This window comes from Bradyrhizobium pachyrhizi (assembly GCF_001189245.1).
In the GTDB taxonomy this organism is placed as follows: Bacteria; Pseudomonadota; Alphaproteobacteria; order Rhizobiales; family Xanthobacteraceae; genus Bradyrhizobium; species Bradyrhizobium pachyrhizi.
Genome location: NZ_LFIQ01000072.1, coordinates 44314 through 64803, shown reverse-complemented (window position 1 = coordinate 64803; position 20490 = coordinate 44314). Strand labels below are relative to the sequence as shown.

Below are 20490 nucleotides of genomic sequence, written 5' to 3'. Positions count from 1 at the left end.
GTCGCGAATGACCCAAAACGGACAGCGGGCTTTCGGCCGGCGCTCCCGGCTTGATCTACATCAATGTTCCGCGCTTGCGCCGGGCCAGACTCGTTCCCCTATCTTCAATTTATTGTTTAGGGAGGGTGGAATGAGCGCAATTCGTATTGTCGCTATCGGATTTCTGCTCTCCAGCTCCACGTTTGCGTTGGCGCAGGGCACCGCCGGCACCCCCGGTTCGCCGGCGGCTACGATCACCATCCCCGGCAATCAGCTTCCGCCGCCTCCACAACAATTCGGTGGCAAGATCGAACGCGATGCAACCCAGTCGTCGCCCTATTGGCCGTCGCGGATCGTGCCGCCCAAGGGAGCACCGAACGTTCTGTTGATCATTACCGACGATGCCGGCTATGGCGTACCGAGCACATTCGGCGGCGTGATTCCGACACCCGCGCTGGACCGCGTCGCCCAGAACGGCCTACGCTTCACCAATTTCCATTCCACCGCGCTGTGTTCGCCGACGCGCGCCGCGCTCATTACCGGGCGCAACCATCATTCGGTCGGCTATGGCGTGGTCGCCGAACAGGCCACCGGCTATCCCGGCTATGACAGCGTCATCACCAAGGACAAGGCCACCATTGGCCGCATCCTCACCGACAACGGCTATCGCACAGCCTGGTTTGGCAAGAACCACAACACGCCGGAATATCAGTCGAGCCAGGCCGGTCCGTTCGATCAGTGGCCGACCGGCATGGGGTTCGAATATTTCTACGGCTTCATGGGCGGCGACACCAATCAGTGGCAGCCCGGCAATCTCGTTCGCAACACCACGCCGATCTATCCTTACGAAGGTAAACCCGGTTGGAATTTGATGACGGCGATGGCCGACGACGCGATCGACTACGTAAATCGTATGAACGCGCTTTCGCCCGACACACCGTTCTTCGTCAAGTTCGCGCCGGGTGCGACGCACGCCCCCCATCACCCAACGCCGGAGTGGGTCAAGAAGATCAGCGACATGCACCTGTTCGACCAAGGCTGGAACAAGCTGCGTGACACCATCTTCGAGAACCAGAAGCGGCTCGGAGTCATTCCACAGAATGCAAAGCTGACGCCATGGCCGAAGGATCTGATCAAGGAATGGGATCAGCTTTCGGCCGATGAGAAGAAGCTGTTCATCCGCCAAGCTGAGGTGTTTGCGGCTTACGCCGCCTATGCCGACAACGAAATTGGTCGTGTCATTCAGTCTATCGAAGACATGGGCAAGCTCGACAACACTTTGATCATCTACATCGAGGGCGACAACGGCACCAGCGCGGAAGGCCAGCCGAACGGAACGCCGAACGAAGTGGCGATGTTCAACCAGATCAACCCGTCCGTCGAAGATCAGCTCAGATATTTCTACGACGTATGGGGCACCGATCGCACCTACAATCACATGTCGATCGGCTGGGCCTGGGCGTTTGACACACCGTTCTCCTGGACCAAACAGATCGTGTCGCATTTTGGCGGCACGCGCCAGGGCATGGCGATTTCCTGGCCAGCGGCGATCAAGGACAAGGGCGGTATCCGGAGCCAGTTCCACCACGTCATCGACGTTGTGCCGACCATTCTCGAGGCGGCCCGGATCAAGCAGCCCGACATCGTCGACGGCATCAAGCAAAGCCCGATCGAGGGCGTCAGCATGATGTACACGTTTGATCAGAAGAACGCGGATGCGCCGTCCACCCACAAGACGCAATATTTCGAAATGTTCGCCGACCGCGCGCTCTACAATGATGGCTGGATCGCGAGCACCAAGGTCCTGCGACCACCATGGGTGACGATTGCCAAACTGCCGAGCCCGCAGGATTACCCGTGGGAGTTCTACGATCTCCGCAACGACTGGACGCAGGCCGAGGATGTCGCCGCCAAGTATCCGGACAAGCTGAAGGAACTGCAGGCGATGTTTTGGAAGGAGGCGGAAAAGTACCAGGTGCTGCCGCTCGACTCCTCGGTGGCCGCCCGCCTCGTCACGCCGCGTCCGAGCCTCAGTGCTGCCCGCACCAAGTTCAGCTGGACCCGGCCGATCACGGGCACGCCGAATGGCGACGCACCGAGCATCCTCAACTCCTCCTACACCTTCAAAGCCGAAGTGGACATTCCGCAAGGCGGCGCTGAGGGCATGCTTGTGACCCAGGGCGGTCGTTTCGGCGGCTATGGGCTCTATGTCCTGAACAGCAAGCCCGTGTTCACCTGGAATCTCGTCGACCTCAAGCGCGTGCGCTGGGAGGGGTCGGGGCTAACCCCCGGCAAGCACGTGATCGAGTTCGACTTCAAGTACGATGGCCTTGGCGCTGCCACCATGGTGTTCGGCAACTACAGCGGCATCGGACAGGGCGGCACCGGCACGCTGAAAGTTGATGGCAACGCGGTAGCCACAGAGAAGATGGAGCATACGCTGCCGTTTATCCTGCAGTGGGACGAGGCGTTTGACATCGGCTCCGACACGGGCACGCCGGTCGACGACAATGATTATCAGACGCCATTCGCCTTCACAGGCAAGATCGACAAGATCTCGCTGGACATCGACCCTCCAAAGCTGAGCCCGGAGGATGTCAAGCGTCTGCAGGAGGCTGCGCGTGCGGCTGGTGACGGTCCTTCCGCCGACCCCGGAAAGACGGCTTCGGTCACGCCGCAGGTCGGCACTGTTGGCGTAAGCCTTGTCGAGAAGATCCAGTTGCGGATCGACAAGCGCGAGGGCTGTCGCAAGCAGGCCGAGGCGCAGGGGCTCGGCATCGTGGACCGTATCAAGTTCGTCCAGCAATGCGTCCAGCAGTGATACCGGTGGCGAGATCGCCTTCGGGCAGTCTCTTGCACCTTCACATGTCGCTTGTTGGCCCACCGCGTCATTTCGTTGCGCTGTGGAGTTCAATCGCTATCGGGGCATAGCGGACGCCGGTAACCGTTCAGCCGGCAAATGATAGGTTCACGGCTTAAGACGCCGCGCGCTCCGGCGTTCCGAACAGGCGCCCGAGCAAGGAGATCGCGGAATCGCCCGGCATCAGCGTTGCGACGCTGACTGCGGGCTCGGAGCGGGCATCGCGGCGGCCGTTCTGGGTGTGGCGCATCACGCTCGCCAGTCGCCGCGTGATCGCTTGCGCGTTGCGCAGGTCGGTGCCGGCGAACACCACGACAAGCGAGCGGTCGTCATGCACCGCGCCGAAATCGACCTGGCGCATCAGCCGGCTGATGATCCGTGCGCCGTCGAATTGCGCGCGGGGTTGCGTGTCGTCGAAGGTGAAGCGCGCCACCGAGAGCGCGCCGCCACGCTCGGCGGTCTGGTAGACGGCGGTTGCGAAGTCGCGCTCGAACGCGGCCTTGGTAAGCAGGCCGGTCCGGGCATCGATCAGGCCCTTGGCGTCGATCGCCTTCAGCATGCGGCCGAGCCGCGCCTCGAAGGCGTGCTGGCGGATCATCGGCAGCGCCATGTCGGCGATGCGGGTCGGCCCGGCGGTGACGATCTCGAGATTGGGCAACTCGTATCGCGCCGTCAGCTCGCCCGAGGCGACGATCACGGGCAACGGGCGGAAGCGGACATCCTCGGTCAGCACGGTCAGGAACGCGTCCATCACCCGCGGCGTGAAGCCTTCCGCCAGCACGATGCCGTCGATGTCGCGGCTACTGAGATGCTTGGCGGCGGCCTCGATGCTGAGGGCGCCGACCACACCGGCGCGTTCGCCGAGCGCGACCGACAGCGTCGGGTAGGCGCCGCCGCGACCGATCAACAGCGCGGTGGCCTCTCCGATCGGATCGATGTCAGACAGGGCGATCGGTGCCGGCGGCACCAGGCGGCGCATCACGGTGGCATGCAGCGCGCGAACGCGTAAGGACGCGTTGAGCCGGGCCACCAGCCGATCCGGCAGACCCTTGTTCTGGAAGAATGCGATCACGGTGTCGGGCAGGGTGGTCACGGGATCGACCGCGATCAGCGGCAGATACGGCGCGCGGGCGGCGGCGCGCTTGGCGAGACCCGACAGGGTGACGAAGTCGACCCCCTCGGCGGCCGCGATGATCGCTGCCGGCTTGACCTGCTCGATGGCCCGTCCGGCGTCGGTCCAGTCGGTGACCACGACCGGGAACAGTTTCGTCTCATCGAGGGCTGCTGCAAACGACGGCTTTGTCGACGCCGATACGATGAGGACCGGACCTTGTTGAGACATTCGAACGCTCGAAACCAATGCAGAAATCAGCAACGGCTGCGATGCTAGTTCGCATGGCTTAATGCGGCGTCAACACAATGATAAGACTAACACAATGATAAGATTTTAACTCACCCCGGCGCCACCACGGTCGCGAAACGCTTCGACCATCAAGGGGTTAAGCCCAAGTTCTGTGAGCGCGTCACGGGCGCGCGCATTGTCCTGTGCCCGCCCGGCCAGCCGGTGGCCGCTGAGACGGTCCGGCAATGCGGTGAGCAGCGCGCCCTGGCCGAGGCGGCGCGACCATTCCTGCAGCTCCTGGGCGAGGAAGCGGTAGCCGCCGACCGTCATCACCCCCGACGGCGGCGCGGTGATGTTGATGGCCCCGGTCGCGCGATCGACCCGCGCGGCATATTCGGTGTCGACGAAATCGCGCGGCGGCGGCGCGATCAGGCTGTCGCCGGGCGGAGGCGGCGGCGCATAGGCGGCGACCGGCACCATCGGGCCGCGCAGGCCGAGCGTGCCCTTCGGCGTCAGCAGGATCTCCCCGGCGACCGATGCGCCGGGCGCTTCGCGCGGCGCGCTGTGCGGCCCCGGCTTGATCACGGCCGGCGATCCGTCCTCGGCGGTGCGGCGGGCGCCGAACAGCCCGGCCTCGCCGAACAGATAGACATCGGTCATGGTCACCCGCCGCGAGCTCCAGCGCGCGCTGGAGGCAACTTGCTCGGGCGTACGCCAGAGGCCGATCACGGTGCGCAGGCTGGGCAGGCGCTCCGACAGGCCGCGCTCGTCGAGCCGCAGTGCGAGCTGCGCCGGCGCGATCAGCGTGTTGCAGGTGTGATCGTTGAACTGGGTCTCGAACGCGTCCTCGTCGAACGGGTGATGCAGCACCAGCGTTCCGCCCGACAGCAGCCAGGTCACCAGCGAGGAGCAGATGCCGGCGAACGACATCGGCGCGAACGCCGACATGATGGTGGCGCCTTGCGGCAGATCGCTCTCCAGCGACATCGCGAGCCCGCCGGCAATCAGACCGAAATGCGCCCGCGGCACCGGACGAAGACCTTCGCTGGTGACGTCGAAGGAGATCAGCGCCGGCTTGCGGCCGTCCTCGATCATCGGGCGCGAGGCCCGGGAGTCCTCCAGGATCGCCTGGTCGAGCGACGCCATGCCTTCGGGCAGATCGCTCCCGAAGCCGCAGACGTGGCGGATCGAGAACGCTTCCGCCGCGGCGTTCATCGCGATGTCGGCATAGGAGACGCCGTCGATCCGGCCGCAGCTGACGATCGCCCGCGCCGCGGTGCGGTTGAGCACGGACGTCAGCTCGGCCTGCCGCCACAGCAGCGGCAGCGGCACCACCACGAGGCCGACCCGATGCGCGGCAAGAACCGTCAGGGCGAATTCGACCGTGCCGGGCAGCTGCACGGCGATCACCGTGTTGGCCGGCAATCCGCTCTGCACGAAGTGGGCGGCGATCGCCGAGATCGCGCGGTCGGCCTGGGCGTAGGTCAGGCGCTTGCGGGTCTGTCCGGTGATGCGCTGCTTGTTGAGCGGGTCGACCAGCGCCAGCGCCTCGGGCTGCCGCGCCAAAGTGCGCTTGAACAGGGTATCGAGCGTTGGCGAGGTGATCGACTGGTTCACGGGTTCAACGTCGGTTGCATCGCTTCGCTCGGACCAGGTCATGCCGCGTCGGGTCGTATCACTCGGCAAATCATCTGGATTGCGTGCCGGGCTTCTGCTGCCACCAAGTCTCCGGCAGGTAGCCCGTCAACGCCGTGGTCGAAGGCCGTTCTATCCGATTCCAGCGCGCGATCCATTGCTCTCCCAAGTTAAATAGGGGGATAGCGTAGAAGCCCGACATCAGGGCCCGGTCCAGCGCCCGCACCGCCGAGACGAAGGCCGGCCGCTCGCGCGCCGCGAGCAGCGCCGCGATCATGGCGTCGATGGCGGGATCCCTGGCGCCCATGTAATTCCTTGTGCCCGGCAAATCGGCGGCCTGGCTGCCCCAATAGAACCACTGCTCGTTGCCCGGCGACAGCGACTGGTCCCAGCGGATGGGGATCATGTCGAAGTCATAGCCGACCCGGCGCTGCTCGAACTGCACCGCGTCGACCACCCGCACCGCGGCTTCGATGCCGGCCCGCTTCAGGTCACGCTGATAGGCGAGGGCGATCCGCTCATGCTCGCGCGTCGTCACCAGGATCTCGATGCGCAGCGGCGTCCCTGTCGAGCGCTGCTTCAAGACTGTGCCGTCGAGCGCGTAGCCCGCCTCGGCGAGCAGCGCGAGCGCAGTACGCAGGAGGCCGCGGTCGCGCCCCGACCCGTCGGTGACCGGCAGACGATAGCGGCCGTCGAGGATATCGGGCTGGATGTGCGACAGGTATGGCTTCAGCAGCTCGCGCTCGCGATCGTCGGCGGGGCGGCCATAGGCGGACAGATCCGATCCGGCGAAGAAACCGCCGGCGCGCGAGAACAGTCCGAAATAATAGTTGCGGTTGACCCATTCGAAATCGAACAGCATCGCCAGTGCCTGACGCACTCGCAGGTCGGCGAATTTCGGCCGCCGGCTGTTGAAAACCAGGAATTCGGACGGCCGCGGCGTGCCGATCTTGATGGTGTCGCGGATCACCTCGCCGTTGCGCGCCGCCGGGAAGTCATAACCTTCGTGCCAGCGCAGCGGCTCGGTCTCGGTCCGGAAATCATACAAGCCACGCTTGAAGGCCTCGAACATGCCGTTGGCCTCGCGGTAGTAATCGAGCCTGATCTCGTCGAAGTTCCAGAGGCCGCAATTGATGGGCAGGTCGCGGCCCCAATAATCGGGATCGCGCGTGAAGGTCACGCTGGCGCCGGGCTTGACCGCCGTCACGCGGTAGGGGCCGGACCCGATCGGCGGCGCCAAGCTGGTTTCCTCGAATTTTTCGGGGTCGATGGCGTGCCGCGGCAGGATCGGCATCAGGCCGAGGATCAGCGGCAATTCGCGATCCGCCACGCCGCCGAAATCGAACCGGACCGTGAGCGGGTCGAGCGCCTCGGCCTTTGCGACTTTCGAATAATACTGACGGTGCATCGGACGGCCGTGGTCGCGCAGCAGCGCCAGCGAGAACAACACGTCGTCGGCCAGCACCGGCCGGCCATCCGAAAAGCGGGCGCGGGGATCGATGTGGAATGTCACATAGCTTCTGGCGTCGTCGGTCTCGACGCTGCGCGCGAGCAGGCCGTACAGCGTGAACGGCTCGTTATTGCCCCGCGCCATCAGGCTTTCGTAGACATAACCGCGCTCATAGCCGTAGCCCCTGACCTGCTGCACGGGGACGCCCCTGATGATCAGGGGATTGAGACTGTCGAAGGTGCCGATCACGCCCTGAACCAGGCGACCGCCCTTGGGCGCGTCGGGATTGGCGTAGGGCAGGTGGGTAAAGTCGGGTGGCAGCGCGGGGGCGCCATGCATCGCGATCGCGTGGCTCTCGGCGGCGGCCGCAGGGACCAGCCCGCTCGTCAGGAATCCCAAGCCCAGGAATCCCAACGCCAGCCAGATGGCGGCCCATGCGGCGCGCCAAGTGTGCCCGGGAACACGTGCGTGAGGCGCCGGATTTGATTCGCGAAACGTCACGTCCGGAGGTTTATCACAGGCGGCTGAAACTCGCCGCGAGATGGGCGCAAATACGCTTGTCGGCATTGATCTTTCCGCACGCCGCTGTATTGAAGGCGTGCAATTCGAAGGCGGGAACGCCTGTCACGTATCCGCCTCAATTGACTAGGAGACAGCCGCCCAAACGGCTATGTGTCGGCGCCTGCAGCGGTTTCGGGCTTCCGTTCAGAAAGGGTTTTCCGCAATGAATTTCCGTATCTTGGCCGCCCCGGTCCGGCCGCATGGGCGAATTGTCGCCCTGATGGCGGCGACGGCATTCTCTGCAGCGCTCCTGGTTCCTGCCGCTCAGGCCCAGCAGCCGGCAGCGCCGGCGCCTGCGGCACCGAAGGCTGCGCCCAAGGCGGCACCCAAGGCAGCTCCGAAGGCTCCGGCAGCCCAGGCGCCCGCCCAAGCACCGGCCGCCGGCCAGCCGCCCGCTGCGGCCGGCCAGCCGCCGGCGCAGGATCAGCAGATCCAGCTGATCTACGCCCCCTGGACCAAGTTCTGCCTGAAGGGCCAGGAAGCCAACGCCAAGCAGGTCTGCTTCACCGGCAAGGACGGCCGCATCGAGTCCGGCCAGCCGGTGATCGCCGCCGTGATCATCGAGCCGGAAGGCGAGCCGAAGAAGATCCTGCGCGTCACGCTGCCGCTCGGCATGCAGCTCGTGCACGGCACCCGCATCATCGTCGACGGCAACCCGCCGCAGCAGGCGCCCTATGTGATCTGCTTCCAGAACGGCTGCATGTCCGACTATGAAGCAACGCCCGAGCTGATCGCCAACATGAAAAAGGGCCAGAACCTCGTGGTCCAGGCGATCAATTCCAACGGCGCGCCGCTGACGCTGCCGCTGCCGCTCAACACCGAATTCGCCAAGGCCTATGACGGCCCGCCGACCGATCCGAAGGTGTTCGAGGAAAACTCGAAGAAGCTGCAGGAAGAGTTGCAGAAGCGCGCCGAAGAGCAGCGCAAGAAGCTGGAAGGCGCGGGCGGTGGCTCCGCGCAGGCTCCGGCGCCGGCCAACCCGGCGGCCAAGTAAACACTTCAATCACGCGTTCAAGAAAGCGCGAGATCATCGCGATCAAAAGGCGCCCGGAAGGGCGCCTTTTTTGTCATGCGAAACAGACTGGCTGCTGGCAGCCTGCTGCGCTGGTGATTGCGCAGATCGTATGCGACGGTCGCGGCAGGGTGCTCCGATTGCGTCGCGCGATGAGCGCGCATCGTTGGTGCCTCGTCCGGACAAGTCCGGCGTCGAAGCACAATCATAAATCCGATACGGGAGGCCAGACGAAAGCGCGAACAGCGCCTTCGATGCGCAAATGCGCGCGTGGGTCTTTCCGCGAATCCTGGCCGCCGTTCGCAGCCATGGAAGTCGCGCAATGTCCCAGCAAGTCAGCACGCAGCGGCGAGAACCGCGCTCCCGGCCTCGGGAGCAGCCGACCGGCGGTGCTTCGGCCGATGCTGGCGTTCGCGTCAGCCAGGACAACGTCCCCGGAATGTTTCATCCCGGCATCGTCCATCTCGCGCTGGCGATGGGCGGCTTTGCAATCGGTATCGCCGAATTCGCGACCATGAGCCTGTTGCCGTTCTTCGCCCACGATCTGCACGTTAGCGAGCCCCAGGCCGGCCACGCGATCAGCGCCTACGCGCTCGGCGTCGTCGTCGGTGCGCCGGTGATCGCGGTGCTGTCGGCGCGCATGACGCGGCGGACGCTGCTGATCGCACTGATGGGCTTCTTCGCGCTGATGAACGGCCTTTCGGGGCTGGCGCCCGATTACCGCACCATGCTGGCGCTGCGCTTCCTGGCGGGGCTGCCGCACGGCGCCTATTTCGGCATCGCCATGCTGGTGGCGGCCTCGCTGGTCCCGACGGACAAGCGCACCGCGGCCGTCGGCCGCGTGCTGCTGGGGCTCACCATCGCGACGACGATCGGCGTTCCGCTCGCCAACGGGGTCGGGCAGGCAATCGGCTGGCGCTGGGCCTTCGCGATCGTCGCCGGCCTCGCGCTCTTGACCGCGATCCTGGTCCTGATCTTCGCCCCGCGTGATGCCGCCAACAGCAAGGCGAGCCCGCTGCGTGAACTGTCGGCACTCGGGCGCAAGCATGTCTGGCTGACGCTGGCGATCGGCGCCGTCGGTTTCGGCGGGCTGTTCTCGGTCTACACCTATCTGGCGTCGACCATGCTGGCGGTGACGCACACTTCGCCCGCACTGGTGCCGGTGACGCTATGCGTGTTCGGCGCCGGCCTCACCGCCGGCAACATCATCGTGCCGCGCTTCGCCGACCGCGCGCTGATGGCAACCGCTGGCGGGCTCCTGCTGTGGTCGGCGGCGACGCTCGCGCTCTATCCGCTGGCGGCAGGAAATTTCTGGACGCTGACCGCCGACGTGTTCCTGATCGGGCTGGGCGGGGCGCTCGCCACCGTGCTGCAGACCCGCCTGATGGACGTCGCGGGCGAGGCGCAGAGCCTCGCTGCGGCGCTCAACCATTCCGCCTTTAACGTCGCCAATGCGCTGGGGCCGTGGCTCGGCGGAATGGCGGTCGCAGCCGGCTACGGCTGGACGTCGACCGGCCTGGTCGGCGCGGGGCTGGCGCTGGCGGGCTTTGCGGTCTGGGCGATCGCGGTTGTCTTGGCCAAGCGCGAGGGGGTGTGAGCGCGGCAGCACGAACGCCGTGGCATTCGCCGGACCGCCGAAGCTCAGTTCAGCGACGGATTGCGCGGACGGTAGCCGCCCGATTTGTCCTTGATGAAGATCTCCGCCACCTGCGAATGCCGGATCGGCTCGCCGGACTCGTCAGGCAAGAGGTTCTGCTCCGAGACATAGGCGACGTACTCGGTTTCCGAGTTTTCCGCGAGCAGATGGTAGAACGGCTGGTCCTTGTGCGGCCGCATGTCCTCGGGGATCGACAGCCACCATTCCTCGGTGTTGTTGAACTCCGGGTCGATATCAAAAATCACGCCCCGGAAGGAGAACACCCGGTGACGGACGATCTGCCCGATCTGAAACTTGGCGGTGCGCGCTTTGATCATGGCTCGTCGATAGACCAACATTGTGGCCGATGCTAGGGGCTAAGGTCCGAATTAACCCACGCTTTACCGATTCCAGCTCTGCAAAAACGACCCGAAATCCGGCCGAGAAACTACTTTCAGAATGATCGATATCCTCAATCTGGCGTTGCCGTATTTCGGCTTGATCTTCATCGGCTATGCGTGCGGCAAGGCCAAGGGTTTGCCCGAGAGCGGGCTCGCCTGGATGAATTTCTTCCTGCTTTACGTTTCGTTGCCGGCGCTGCTGTTCGGGATCATGTCCAAGACGCCGTTTGCGGAGCTGAACAACCCGCCATTCCTGATCGCCACCACGCTCGGAACCGTGCTCGCATTCTTCCTAGCGATGGTCGCGGGCAAGGTGATCGGCGGGCTCACGCTGCGCGAGGCGACGCTGGCCGGCCTGTCGGGCGCCTACGGCAATATCGGCTATATGGGGCCCGGCCTCGCGCTCGCTGTGCTCGGTGCCAAGGCGGCGGCGCCGACCGCGCTGATCTTCTGCTGCGACAGCATCTTCCTGTTCTCGATCGTGCCGCTGCTGATCGAGCTCACCGACCGCGACCATCCCTCGCTGCTGCACGCACTCGGCGTGGTGCTGCGGCAGATCGTGCAGAACCCGCTGATCATGTCGGCGGTGTTCGGGGCGCTGGTCGCCGGCTTTCACATCCCGATCCCGGTCGCGCTCGATCGCACCATCCAGTTCCTGGAAAATGCCGCCGCGCCGACGGCGCTGTTCGTGCTCGGCATCACGGTGGCGCTGCGGCCGTTCGAGCGGGTGCCGTGGGAGGTCCCGGGCGTGGTCGCGATCAAGCTTTTGATCCATCCGCTGCTGGCGTTCGGCCTGATGCTGCTGTTCGGCCCGTTCGCGCAGCCTTGGGCTGCGACGGCGGTGCTGATGGCCTCACTGCCGCCGGCGCTCAACGTGTTCGTGATCGCGCGGCAGAACGACACCTGGATCGAGCCGGCGTCGGTCGCGGTGCTGATCGGCACCTTCGCCTCGGTGGTCACGCTGACCAGCGTGATGTGGTTCATCCAGAGCGGACGGCTGGTGTTTCCCTGATCGGCGCGCTTCTTATTTGACGCGTTTTCTTAACGCGAACCGGTGCCCACTTCGCTCGAAAACGCTTTGCTCACCGCCGCCACGACGGCGCGAGGCCTTCGCGCATCGCGAGGCGCCGCAACGGGCCGAATGCGCCGAGCAGATGCAGTCCGGCAGCGCGCGCCGTCTGCATGCCGAGGAAATCACTCAGCAGCGACCGGTTGGCGATATCGATCGCCCAGGTCCGGCTGGCGACATCGGGGCGCCGCGCCGCCTGGTAGCGCGACAGCACATTGGGCGCGCCGGGATCTTCGCCACGACCGATCGCCTGACCCGTGATCTCGGCGATATCGGCGGCATCGCGCAGTCCCATATTGAGACCCTGCGCGCCGATCGGCGGCAGCACATGGGCGGATTCCCCGACCAGCGCGATCCGGTCTTTTGCAAACTGCCGCGGCCGCTCGATGGCGAGCGGAAACACGTGACGGCCACCCTGGACCTCGACGCGGCCGAGAATGGAATGCGACTGCCGCTCGGCGGCGAGGGACAATTCGTCGTCACCGAGCGCCATCAGCCGTTCGGCCTCCTTGGGCGAGGAGACCCAGACCACGCTGCTCCGGTTGCCGCCGAGCGGCACGAACACGCAGGGGCCGTGCTCGGTGTGGAACTCGGTCGAGACGTTGTGGTGCGGCCGGGTGTGGGTGACGTTGAAGGTGAGGGCGGACTGCCCGAGCTCGCGGCTTGTCACCTCGATGCCGGCGGCCTCGCGGGACAATGAATTGCGCCCGTCGGCACCGACCACGAGCCGGGCCCGGAGCGACTGGCCCTGCCGCGTCACCACGGTGACCGCGGCAGCGTCCGGCCGCACCGAGGCGGCTTCATCGTCGAACCGCGTCAGCGCGGTCATTTCGCCGGCGCGGTCCTCGAGGGCTGCGACCAGCGAGCGGTTGTCGATGTTGAAGCCGAACTGCTCGCGGCCGATCTCGTCGGACGAGAAGCGCACCTCTGGCGCACGGATCAGGCGGCCGGTGTCGTCGACGAGGCGCATGGTCTTGAGCGCCGCCGCTCGGTCGCTGCAGCGCCGCCAGACGTCCAGCCGCTCCAGGATATCGGTCGAGGCACCGAGCAGCGCGGTGGTCCGATTATCGGCATAGGGCGCGCGGCGCGCCAGCAGCGCAGTCCGTGCACCTGCGTCGGCAAGGGCAATCGCAGCCGTCAATCCGGCCGGACCGCCGCCTATTACGATAACGTCATAATCCAGCGAGCTGTCGGTCATATCAGGACATTTGACATGCTTGGCCCGATTTTCAAGCCATCGGTAACCACCAAGAGTTTCCAACGCTTTGCGCGGCGGAACGCCGCAAGACCGCATATGCAAACCAGTCCGATTCCTGATAGCACTCGGCCGATGGAGCATTCGAGCCAGCCCGATGCGTTGCCAGAACGGATGCGGACCGCCGCATTCTCCGTTCATATTTTCACGGCGCTCGGCGCCGGGGTCGCGCTGCTGGCGATGCTGGAGGCGGTGCGCGAGCACTGGGCCAACATGTTCGCCTGGCTCGGGGTCGCGCTCATCATCGACGGGATCGACGGCCCGCTGGCGCGCCGGCTCGACGTGGTCCGGCTGCAGCCGAACTGGTCGGGCGAGGTGCTCGACCTGGTGGTTGATTTCGTCACCTATGTGTTCGTGCCGGCCTATGCGATCACCGCGAGCGGCATGCTGCTGCCGCTGGCGGCGCCGATCCTCGGGGTCGGCATCGTGGTCTCCAGCGCGCTGTATTTCGCCGACCGCCGCATGAAGGCCGATGACAACCATTTCCGCGGCTTCCCGGCGCTGTGGAATGCGGCGGCGTTCTATCTGTTTCTGCTGCACCTGCCGCCGGTGCTGTCGACGATCGTCGTCGCGGCTCTGATCGCGCTGACCTTTGCGCCGTTCCACGTGCTGCATCCGCTGCGTGTGGTGCGGCTGCGCTGGCTGACGCTGTGGCTGCTCGGCGCATGGGCGCTGCTCGGCATGTACACGCTTGCGAACGATTTCGTGGTCGGAGCCCCGATCACTTTCGGTCTCTGCGCCATCGCCGTCTACATCGTCGGCAGCGATACCGTGATCCGCCGGATGAAAGCCTTCAGAGCATGATGCAATTGATCACCAGCCCGGAAGCCTGGGCGGCGCTGTTGACGCTGACTGCGCTCGAGATCGTGCTCGGCATCGACAACGTGATTTTCCTGTCGGTGATCGTGTCGCGGATCCCGCCCGCGCAGGCCAAGCGCGCGCGGCAGATCGGCCTGCTGCTGGCGCTGGTGTTCCGCATTCTGCTGCTCTCGATCCTGGTCTGGCTGATCGGGCTGACCCAACCGGTCATCACCGTGAGGGACGTCGCGCTGTCGTGGCGTGACATCATCCTGATCGGCGGCGGCCTGTTCCTGATTGCGAAAGCGACCCACGAGATTCACGGCGAGGTCGAGGCGCGCGAGGGGGAAGCCGACGACAGGCCGAGCGCCAGCGCATTCTTCTGGGTGATCGTGCAGATCATCATCATCGACCTGGTGTTCTCGCTGGATTCGATCATCACCGCGATCGGCATGGCGCAGGACATCGAGATCATGATCGCGGCGGTGGTGATCGCCTGCGCCATCATGTACATCTCGTCGGGACCGGTGGCGCGCTTTGTCGCGGAGCACCCGACCACCAAGATGCTGGCGCTGGCCTTCCTGGTGCTGATCGGCGTGGCGCTGGTGGCCGACGGCTTCAAATTCCACATCCCGCGCGGCTACATCTATTTCGCGATCGCCTTCTCGGCCGCCGTCGAGGCGTTCAACGTCATGGCCAAGCGCAACCGCAGGAAGCCGGCGCGCTAATCGGCATTGTCTCCGCGCAAACGCTGCGCGTTTGTCGCGAGGGAAAGCCGGTTCGCACTTTTCCGGATCGTGCCGTAGCCGGTTCCGGCCCGCTTGGTTGACAAGCCGGCCGCGATGGCATTCGCTCGCTTGACGCTGGTATATGAGGGGAGCGACGACATGACCAAGGCTGTGCGCGTGCACCAGGTGGGGGGGCCGGAAGTCCTGACCTATGAGGACGTCGAGGTGGGTGCGCCGGGGACGGGCGAGGTCCGGATCCGCCAGCACGCGGTCGGTCTGAACTTCATCGACGTCTATTTCCGCACCGGCCTCTACAAGGCGCCCGGCCTGCCGTTCATTGCCGGCAACGAGGCCGCAGGCGAGGTGTTGGCCGTGGGGCCGGGCGTGACCAATTTCCACCCCGGCGATCGCGTCGCCTACTACTACAATCTCGGCGGCTACGCGTCCGAGCGGGTCATCCCGGCCGACAAGCTCGTCAAGCTGCCCGATCATATCACCTACGAGCAGGGCGCCGTGCTGATGCTGAAGGGCCTCACGGTCTGGTATCTCCTGCACAAGACCTTCAAGGTCGAGCACGGCCATCGCGTGCTGATCCACGCCGCGGCGGGCGGCATCGGGCTGCTCGCCTGCCAGTGGGCGCGGGCGCTCGGCGCGCATGTCATCGGTACCGTCGGCTCGAAGGCGAAGGCCGATCTCGCGCTCGCCAATGGTTGCGATCACGTCATCCTCTACAACGAGGAGAACTTCGTCGAACGCGTCAAGCAGATCAGCCGCGGCGAGCTCTGCGACGTCGTCTATGACGGCGTCGGCAAGACCACGTTCCCGGGATCGCTGTCCTGCCTCAGGCCGCGCGGCCTGTTCGTCTCCTTCGGCAACGCATCGGGTCCGGTGCCGCCGTTCCCGCTTGCCGAACTCAACAACCACGGCTCGCTGTTCGCGACGCGGCCCAAGCTCAACGACTATGTCGGCACCCGCAAGGAGTTGCTCGAAGGCGCCGACACGCTGTTCGCCGCCGTGATCAACGGCAAGCTGCACGTGCCGATCAACCACGCCTATGCGCTCAAGGATGCCGCCAAGGCGCATATCGATCTGGAGAGCAGGGCGACGACGGGCGCGGCAATCCTGCGGCCGTAGAGAGATCGTCATTCCGGGGCACGCGAAGCGTGAACCTCAGGTGCGCAATTGCGCACCGGGGAATCTCGAGATTCCGGGTTCGATGCTGCGCATCGCCCCGGAATGACTGGGCGATTGCTAAGCCACCCGTCGCGCCGCGCCGACCTTGGTCAGCACGGTATCCAGGCAGTCGATGACAAGGGAAATCTCCTCCCGCGCCACGTTTAGCGCCGGCATGAAGCGTAGCGCGTCCGGCTGCGGCGAGTTGATCAGCACGCCGGCCGCGAACGCCTCGGCAACCACGGCGGCACCGATCGGCATCTTGAGGTCGAGTGCCAGCAGGAGCCCGCGGCCCCTGATCTCGCCGAGACCGTGCCGCGACGACAGCCGCTGCAATTCGCGCTCGAGCAAAAGGCCGGCATCGACGACCGATTGCAGAAAATCGGGCTTGCTGATCTGATCGAGCACGACAAGCCCCGCGGCACACATCAGCGGATTGCCGTTGAAGGTGCCGCCTTGATCGCCGTGATCGAAGCACGAGGCATGCTCGGTCGCGAGCAGGGCCGCGAGCGGCACGCCACCGCCGATGCCTTTGCCGAGCGTCATGATGTCGGGCTCGATCCCGGCGTGCTGATAGCCGAACAGCTTTCCGGTCCGGCCGATGCCGGTCTGAATCTCGTCGACAATGAGCAGCAGGCCGCGTTGCTGGGTCAGCGCCCGCAACTCCTTCAAAAACTCATCCGTCGCGGGCCAGACGCCGGCCTCGCCCTGGATCGGCTCCAGCATGACCGCGACCGTCGACGACGAGATCAGCTTTCGCACCGACTCGATGTCGTTCAGCCTGGCTTTGCGGAAGCCCGAGACCTTCGGCTCGAACAGGGGCTCGAACGCCTTCTTGCCCGAGGCCGACATGGTCGCGAGCGTGCGGCCGTGGAAGCCGCCTTCGAAGGTGATGATCTCGTGCGCGCCGTTCTTGTACTTCGTGCCATATTTGCGCGCGAGCTTGATCGCGCCTTCATTGGCCTCCGCGCCTGAGTTGGCGAAGAACACCTGGTCGAAGCAGCTGTTGTCGACCAGCAACTTTGCCAGTTTCAGGCTCTGCTCGTTGTAGAACGCCGGGCTTGGCGTCAGCAGCCGTCTCGCCTGCGCGGCCAGCGCGTCGGCAACGATGACCGGCGAGTGGCCGAGGGGATTGACGGCCCAGCCCTGCACGAAATCGAGATAGCGGTTGCGGTTGCTGTCCCACAAATACGAGCCGGCGCCGCGCACGAAGACGACCTCGGGGCGAGCGGTGATGTCCATCAGCGCATCGAACGGATGGGGTGCGTTGGTCATGTCGTTCTCCTCTGGGGTCGATGTTGGGAAAGGGCAGGCCGAAAAACGAGAAGGCCGCGCTTTGGGGGCGCGGCCTTCTCGAAAACCTTGGCTGATTTATAGGATCAGCGATGGCGTCGGACACGGCGCAGCCCAGCATCGTCGCGGGTGCGACGACGGCAGATGGCGCGGCGGTGGGTCCGATTCAGCTTCATGGCGCAGGGCCATACAGCCGAACGCCGGAACATGTCAAGCGTCAGAATCCGGCGACGCTGCCGTGCAGGTCGTATTGGTCCGAGCGCTCGATCTTGGCGGTCACGATCTCGCCGACCTTGAGCGGCCGTCGGCTCGTGAGGTAGACGGCGCCGTCGATCTCCGGCGCATCGGCCTTTGACCGGCCCTTCGCCACAGTCGGGCCGACCTCGTCGATGATGACCTGCTGGCGGGTGCCGACCTTGCGCTTCAGGCGCCTCGCGGAGATCTTCTGCTGCCGCGCCATCAGCGCGTTCCAGCGCTCCTGCTTGACCTCGTCGGGCACGGCATTCCCGATCGCGTTCGACGTGGCGCCGGCGACCGGCTCGTATTTGAAGCAGCCGAGGCGGTCGATCCCGGCTTCATCGAGCCAGTCGAGCAGGTAGGCGAAATCGGAATCGGTCTCGCCGGGGAAGCCGACGATGAAGGTCGAGCGCAGCGTCAGCTCAGGGCACTGCTCGCGCCATTTCTGGATCCGTGCCAGCGTCTTCTCCTGCGCAGCCGGGCGCTTCATCGCGCGCAGCACGTCCGGGCTCGCATGCTGGAACGGGATGTCGAGATAGGGCAGCACCTTGCCCTCGGTCATCAGGCCGATGACCTCGTCGACATGCGGGTAGGGGTAGACATATTGCAGCCGCACCCAGGCGCCGAGCTCGCCGAGCTCCTTGGCGAGATCGAAGAATTTTGCGCGGACGCTGCGGTCCTGCCACGGGCTCTCGGCGTATTTCAGGTCGACGCCATAGGCCGAGGTGTCCTGCGAGATGACGAGCAACTCCTTGACGCCGGCCTTCACCAGCTTCTCGGCCTCGCGCAGCACTTCATTGGCCGGTCGCGACACCAAATCGCCGCGCAGCTTCGGGATGATGCAGAAGCTGCAGCGGTTGTTGCAGCCCTCGGAAATCTTCAAATACGCGTAGTGCCGCGGCGTCAGCTTGACGCCCTGCGGCGGCACCAGGTCGATATGCGGGTTGTGCGCCGGCGGCAGCGCGCGGTGCACGGCGTCCAGCACGCTCTCATATTGCTGCGGCCCCGTGATCGAGAGCACGCCGGGATAGGCGCTCTCGATCTGCTCCGGCTCGGCGCCCATGCAGCCGGTGACGATGACCTTGCCGTTCTCGGCCATGGCCTCGCCGATCGCGGCGAGCGATTCCTGCTTGGCGCTGTCGAGAAAGCCGCAGGTGTTGACGATGACGATGTCGGCGCCGTCATGCTTGCGCGCCAGCTCATAGCCTTCCGCGCGCAGCCGGGTGATGATGCGCTCGGAATCGACCAGCGCCTTGGGGCACCCCAAGGACACAAAGCTCACTTTCGGCGCGGCGGCCTCTTGCATATCTCTGATCTGCCTGATGAATGGGCAGGAGCTAGTCCCAATTGCCGAGAATTACAACCCTTTCCCGGGGCTTCCGGCATGATATGGATGCATCTGCCGGGCCTTAAGAGTTGTCGATGAGCGCTGAATCGTCTCCCAAGATCGTCATAGTCGACGAGAGCCCGATCCGTGCGGCCATCCTTGAGGAGGGACTGCGGGAGGCCGGGTATACGGATGTCGTGCATATCAGCGAGATGCAGAGCCTGCTCTCGCGAATCTATGCGCTCGACCCCGAGATCATCGTCATCGACCTCGAGAACCCCAGTCGCGACGTGCTGGAACAAATGTTCCAGGTCAGCCGTGCCGTCCGCCGGCCGATCGCGATGTTCGTCGACCAGAGCGACGCCGCCTCGATCCAGGCCTCGGTCGAGGCGGGCGTCTCCGCCTATATCGTCGACGGTCTCAAGAAGGAGCGGATGAAGCCGATCCTCGATCTGTGCGTCTCCCGCTTCAATGCCTTCGCCAAGCTGCAGGACGAGCTCGATCGCACCAAGCACGCGCTGGAGGAGCGCAAGGTGATCGATCGCGCCAAGGGCATCCTGATGAAGGTGAAGGGACTGACCGAGGAGGAGGCCTATGTGCTGATGCGCTCGACCGCGATGCGCGAGAAAAAGAAGATCGGAGAGATCGCGCAATCGATCCTGACGGCGTCGGAGCTCCTGAAATGACCACACCTTTGCGCATCGGGTTCATTCCGCTGGTCGACGCTGCCGCGCTGATCGTTGCCGTCGACAAGGGATTCGCCGCGTCCGAAGGCCTCGACGTCACGCTGGTGCGGGAAGTGTCGTGGTCGAACGTCCGCGACAAGCTCAATATCGGCCTGTTCGACGCCGCTCATCTGTTGGCGCCGGTGGCGATCGCCTCGAGCCTCGGGCTCGGTCACGTCAAGGTGCCGATCGCGGCGCCCTTCAACCTCGGGCTCAACGGCAATGCCATCACGGTATCGCCGGCGCTGCACGCCGCGCTGATGGAAGAGATCGACGGCGACCGCTTCGATCCGATGGCAACCGCACAGGCGCTCGCCCGCGTGGTTGCCAAGCGGCGGAAGAGCGGAGCAGAGCCGCTGACCTTCGGCATGACCTTCCCGTTCTCGACCCACAATTACCAGTTGCGGTTCTGGATGGCCGCCGGCGGCGTCGATCCCGATGAGGATGTCCAGCTCGTGGTGCTGCCGCCGCCCTACATGGTCGACAGTCTCGCCAACGGCCATGTCGACGCGTTTTGCGTCGGCGCACCCTGGAATTCGATCGCGGTCGATCTCGGCATCGGCCACATCCTGCATTTCGTCTCCGACATCCTGCTCAGCGCGGTGGAAAAGGTATTGGCTCTGCGGCAGAGCTGGTCGGAGAAGCATCCCGACACCGTGGCGGCGCTGGTGCGTGCACATCTGCGCGCCGTGGAGTTCATCGAGCGGCCCGAGAACCGGTCCGAGGTCGCGGGCATCCTGGCGCAGCCCGAGCGGATTGGTGTCGATGCCAGCGTCATCCAGCGCACGCTCGATGGCCACCTGAAGATTTCGCCCGACGGCACCATGCGCGAGAGCAATCGCTATTTGCTGGTCGGGCGCGAGGCTGCGGCGCGGCCTGATCCGGGGCAGGCGGCCTGGCTCTATGCGCAGATGGTTCGCTGGGGCCAAACGGCGTACCGGCCGGAGGCGCTGAAGACCGCCATGGCGGTGTTCAGGCCCGATCTCTACGACGCCGCATCGGGTCGCCC

16 protein-coding genes are annotated in these 20490 nt (G+C 65.2%); 9 read left to right on the top strand and 7 right to left on the bottom strand.

The features are described 5' to 3' along the window. Nucleotides 1–130 precede the first annotated feature (130 nt). Entirely contained in the window at nucleotides 131–2800 is a 2670-nt protein-coding gene (locus tag AKL29_RS14870) for an arylsulfatase (RefSeq protein WP_050384712.1), read from the top strand. 154 nt (nucleotides 2801–2954) lie between these two features. Here the strand turns inward: AKL29_RS14870 and AKL29_RS14865 are convergent, their stop codons facing one another. From AKL29_RS14865 to AKL29_RS14855, 3 genes are all read right to left on the bottom strand, one after another. Further along, nucleotides 2955–4181 carry a hypothetical protein gene (locus tag AKL29_RS14865; RefSeq protein ID WP_050384711.1) on the bottom strand — a complete coding sequence of 409 codons (1227 nt, stop codon included), beginning with the start codon at nucleotides 4179–4181 and terminating at the stop codon, nucleotides 2955–2957. A 105-nt stretch (nucleotides 4182–4286) separates the two neighbouring features. Next, the gene (locus AKL29_RS14860) at nucleotides 4287–5840 is read right to left on the bottom strand and encodes an AMP-binding protein (protein WP_050384710.1); all 1554 of its coding nucleotides are present in this window, start codon (nucleotides 5838–5840) and stop codon (nucleotides 4287–4289) included. A gap of 28 nt (nucleotides 5841–5868) precedes the next feature. Continuing rightward, nucleotides 5869–7605 (bottom strand): extracellular solute-binding protein, encoded by a 1737-nt coding sequence (locus tag AKL29_RS14855; protein ID WP_244482046.1) that lies wholly within the window; start codon nucleotides 7603–7605, stop codon nucleotides 5869–5871. Between the two features lie 385 nt (nucleotides 7606–7990). Here AKL29_RS14855 and AKL29_RS14850 point away from each other — a divergent pair, with 385 nt between their 5' ends. Continuing rightward, complete coding sequence (locus tag AKL29_RS14850) at nucleotides 7991–8821, top strand: invasion associated locus B family protein (protein WP_028332046.1); 831 nt, start codon at nucleotides 7991–7993, stop codon at nucleotides 8819–8821. Nucleotides 8822–9161: 340 nt separating this feature from the next. Further along, on the top strand, nucleotides 9162–10436 hold the full coding sequence (locus tag AKL29_RS14845) for an MFS transporter (protein ID WP_202814547.1): 1275 nt from the start codon (nucleotides 9162–9164) through the stop codon (nucleotides 10434–10436). 44 nt (nucleotides 10437–10480) lie between these two features. Here AKL29_RS14845 and hspQ read toward each other — a convergent pair whose 3' ends face one another. Next, on the bottom strand, nucleotides 10481–10813 hold the full coding sequence (hspQ, locus tag AKL29_RS14840; RefSeq protein WP_021081543.1) for a heat shock protein HspQ: 333 nt from the start codon (nucleotides 10811–10813) through the stop codon (nucleotides 10481–10483). Nucleotides 10814–10934: 121 nt separating this feature from the next. Between hspQ and AKL29_RS14835 the strand changes: the two genes are divergently transcribed. Further along, nucleotides 10935–11888, top strand: coding sequence for an AEC family transporter (locus AKL29_RS14835; RefSeq protein WP_050384708.1), 954 nt, complete (start codon nucleotides 10935–10937; stop codon nucleotides 11886–11888). Nucleotides 11889–11958: 70 nt separating this feature from the next. Here AKL29_RS14835 and AKL29_RS14830 read toward each other — a convergent pair whose 3' ends face one another. Continuing rightward, nucleotides 11959–13143: a UbiH/UbiF family hydroxylase gene (locus AKL29_RS14830; RefSeq protein WP_050384707.1), complete on the bottom strand. Its 1185-nt coding sequence runs from the start codon at nucleotides 13141–13143 to the stop codon at nucleotides 11959–11961. A gap of 132 nt (nucleotides 13144–13275) precedes the next feature. On the opposite strand from AKL29_RS14830, the gene pcsA reads away from it, so the two are divergent. The 3 genes from pcsA (at nucleotide 13276) to AKL29_RS14815 (ending at nucleotide 15860) form a co-directional block, all read left to right on the top strand. Next, a complete protein-coding gene (gene pcsA / locus AKL29_RS14825; protein WP_063779911.1) occupies nucleotides 13276–14004 on the top strand; it encodes a phosphatidylcholine synthase in 729 nt (242 codons plus the stop codon). Beyond that, a complete protein-coding gene (locus AKL29_RS14820) occupies nucleotides 14001–14726 on the top strand; it encodes a TerC family protein (protein ID WP_050384705.1) in 726 nt (241 codons plus the stop codon). The genes pcsA and AKL29_RS14820 overlap by 4 nt, the downstream gene beginning before the upstream one ends. A 159-nt stretch (nucleotides 14727–14885) precedes the next feature. Then, a complete protein-coding gene (locus tag AKL29_RS14815) occupies nucleotides 14886–15860 on the top strand; it encodes a quinone oxidoreductase family protein (RefSeq protein WP_050384723.1) in 975 nt (324 codons plus the stop codon). Nucleotides 15861–15977: 117 nt separating this feature from the next. Here AKL29_RS14815 and AKL29_RS14810 read toward each other — a convergent pair whose 3' ends face one another. Both AKL29_RS14810 and rimO read right to left on the bottom strand, forming a co-directional pair. After that, on the bottom strand, nucleotides 15978–17174 hold the full coding sequence (locus AKL29_RS14810; protein WP_050384704.1) for an acetylornithine transaminase: 1197 nt from the start codon (nucleotides 17172–17174) through the stop codon (nucleotides 15978–15980). 235 nt (nucleotides 17175–17409) lie between these two features. Next, on the bottom strand, nucleotides 17410–18735 hold the full coding sequence (gene rimO, locus AKL29_RS14805) for a 30S ribosomal protein S12 methylthiotransferase RimO (RefSeq protein WP_050384703.1): 1326 nt from the start codon (nucleotides 18733–18735) through the stop codon (nucleotides 17410–17412). Between the two features lie 116 nt (nucleotides 18736–18851). Between rimO and AKL29_RS14800 the strand changes: the two genes are divergently transcribed. Next, nucleotides 18852–19442 carry an ANTAR domain-containing response regulator gene (locus tag AKL29_RS14800; RefSeq protein WP_028332037.1) on the top strand — a complete coding sequence of 197 codons (591 nt, stop codon included), beginning with the start codon at nucleotides 18852–18854 and terminating at the stop codon, nucleotides 19440–19442. Beyond that, a partial coding sequence (locus AKL29_RS14795; RefSeq protein WP_430648877.1) for a CmpA/NrtA family ABC transporter substrate-binding protein occupies nucleotides 19439–20490 on the top strand: 1052 nt, incomplete at its 3' end. The genes AKL29_RS14800 and AKL29_RS14795, both read left to right, overlap by 4 nt.

Coding starts and splice junctions, on each gene's coding strand:
- AKL29_RS14820 (WP_050384705.1), top strand. CDS start 14,001: ATGATGCAATTGATCACCAGCCCGGAAGCCTGGGCGGCGCTGTTGACG.
- AKL29_RS14800 (WP_028332037.1), top strand. CDS start 18,852: ATGAGCGCTGAATCGTCTCCCAAGATCGTCATAGTCGACGAGAGCCCG.
- AKL29_RS14860 (WP_050384710.1), bottom strand. CDS start 5,840: ATGACCTGGTCCGAGCGAAGCGATGCAACCGACGTTGAACCCGTGAAC.
- AKL29_RS14815 (WP_050384723.1), top strand. CDS start 14,886: ATGACCAAGGCTGTGCGCGTGCACCAGGTGGGGGGGCCGGAAGTCCTG.
- AKL29_RS14850 (WP_028332046.1), top strand. CDS start 7,991: ATGAATTTCCGTATCTTGGCCGCCCCGGTCCGGCCGCATGGGCGAATT.
- AKL29_RS14830 (WP_050384707.1), bottom strand. CDS start 13,143: ATGACCGACAGCTCGCTGGATTATGACGTTATCGTAATAGGCGGCGGT.
- hspQ (WP_021081543.1), bottom strand. CDS start 10,813: ATGATCAAAGCGCGCACCGCCAAGTTTCAGATCGGGCAGATCGTCCGT.
- AKL29_RS14835 (WP_050384708.1), top strand. CDS start 10,935: ATGATCGATATCCTCAATCTGGCGTTGCCGTATTTCGGCTTGATCTTC.
- AKL29_RS14870 (WP_050384712.1), top strand. CDS start 131: ATGAGCGCAATTCGTATTGTCGCTATCGGATTTCTGCTCTCCAGCTCC.
- pcsA (WP_063779911.1), top strand. CDS start 13,276: ATGGAGCATTCGAGCCAGCCCGATGCGTTGCCAGAACGGATGCGGACC.
- AKL29_RS14865 (WP_050384711.1), bottom strand. CDS start 4,181: ATGTCTCAACAAGGTCCGGTCCTCATCGTATCGGCGTCGACAAAGCCG.
- AKL29_RS14855 (WP_244482046.1), bottom strand. CDS start 7,605: ATGCATGGCGCCCCCGCGCTGCCACCCGACTTTACCCACCTGCCCTAC.
- AKL29_RS14845 (WP_202814547.1), top strand. CDS start 9,162: ATGTCCCAGCAAGTCAGCACGCAGCGGCGAGAACCGCGCTCCCGGCCT.
- rimO (WP_050384703.1), bottom strand. CDS start 18,735: ATGCAAGAGGCCGCCGCGCCGAAAGTGAGCTTTGTGTCCTTGGGGTGC.
- AKL29_RS14810 (WP_050384704.1), bottom strand. CDS start 17,174: ATGACCAACGCACCCCATCCGTTCGATGCGCTGATGGACATCACCGCT.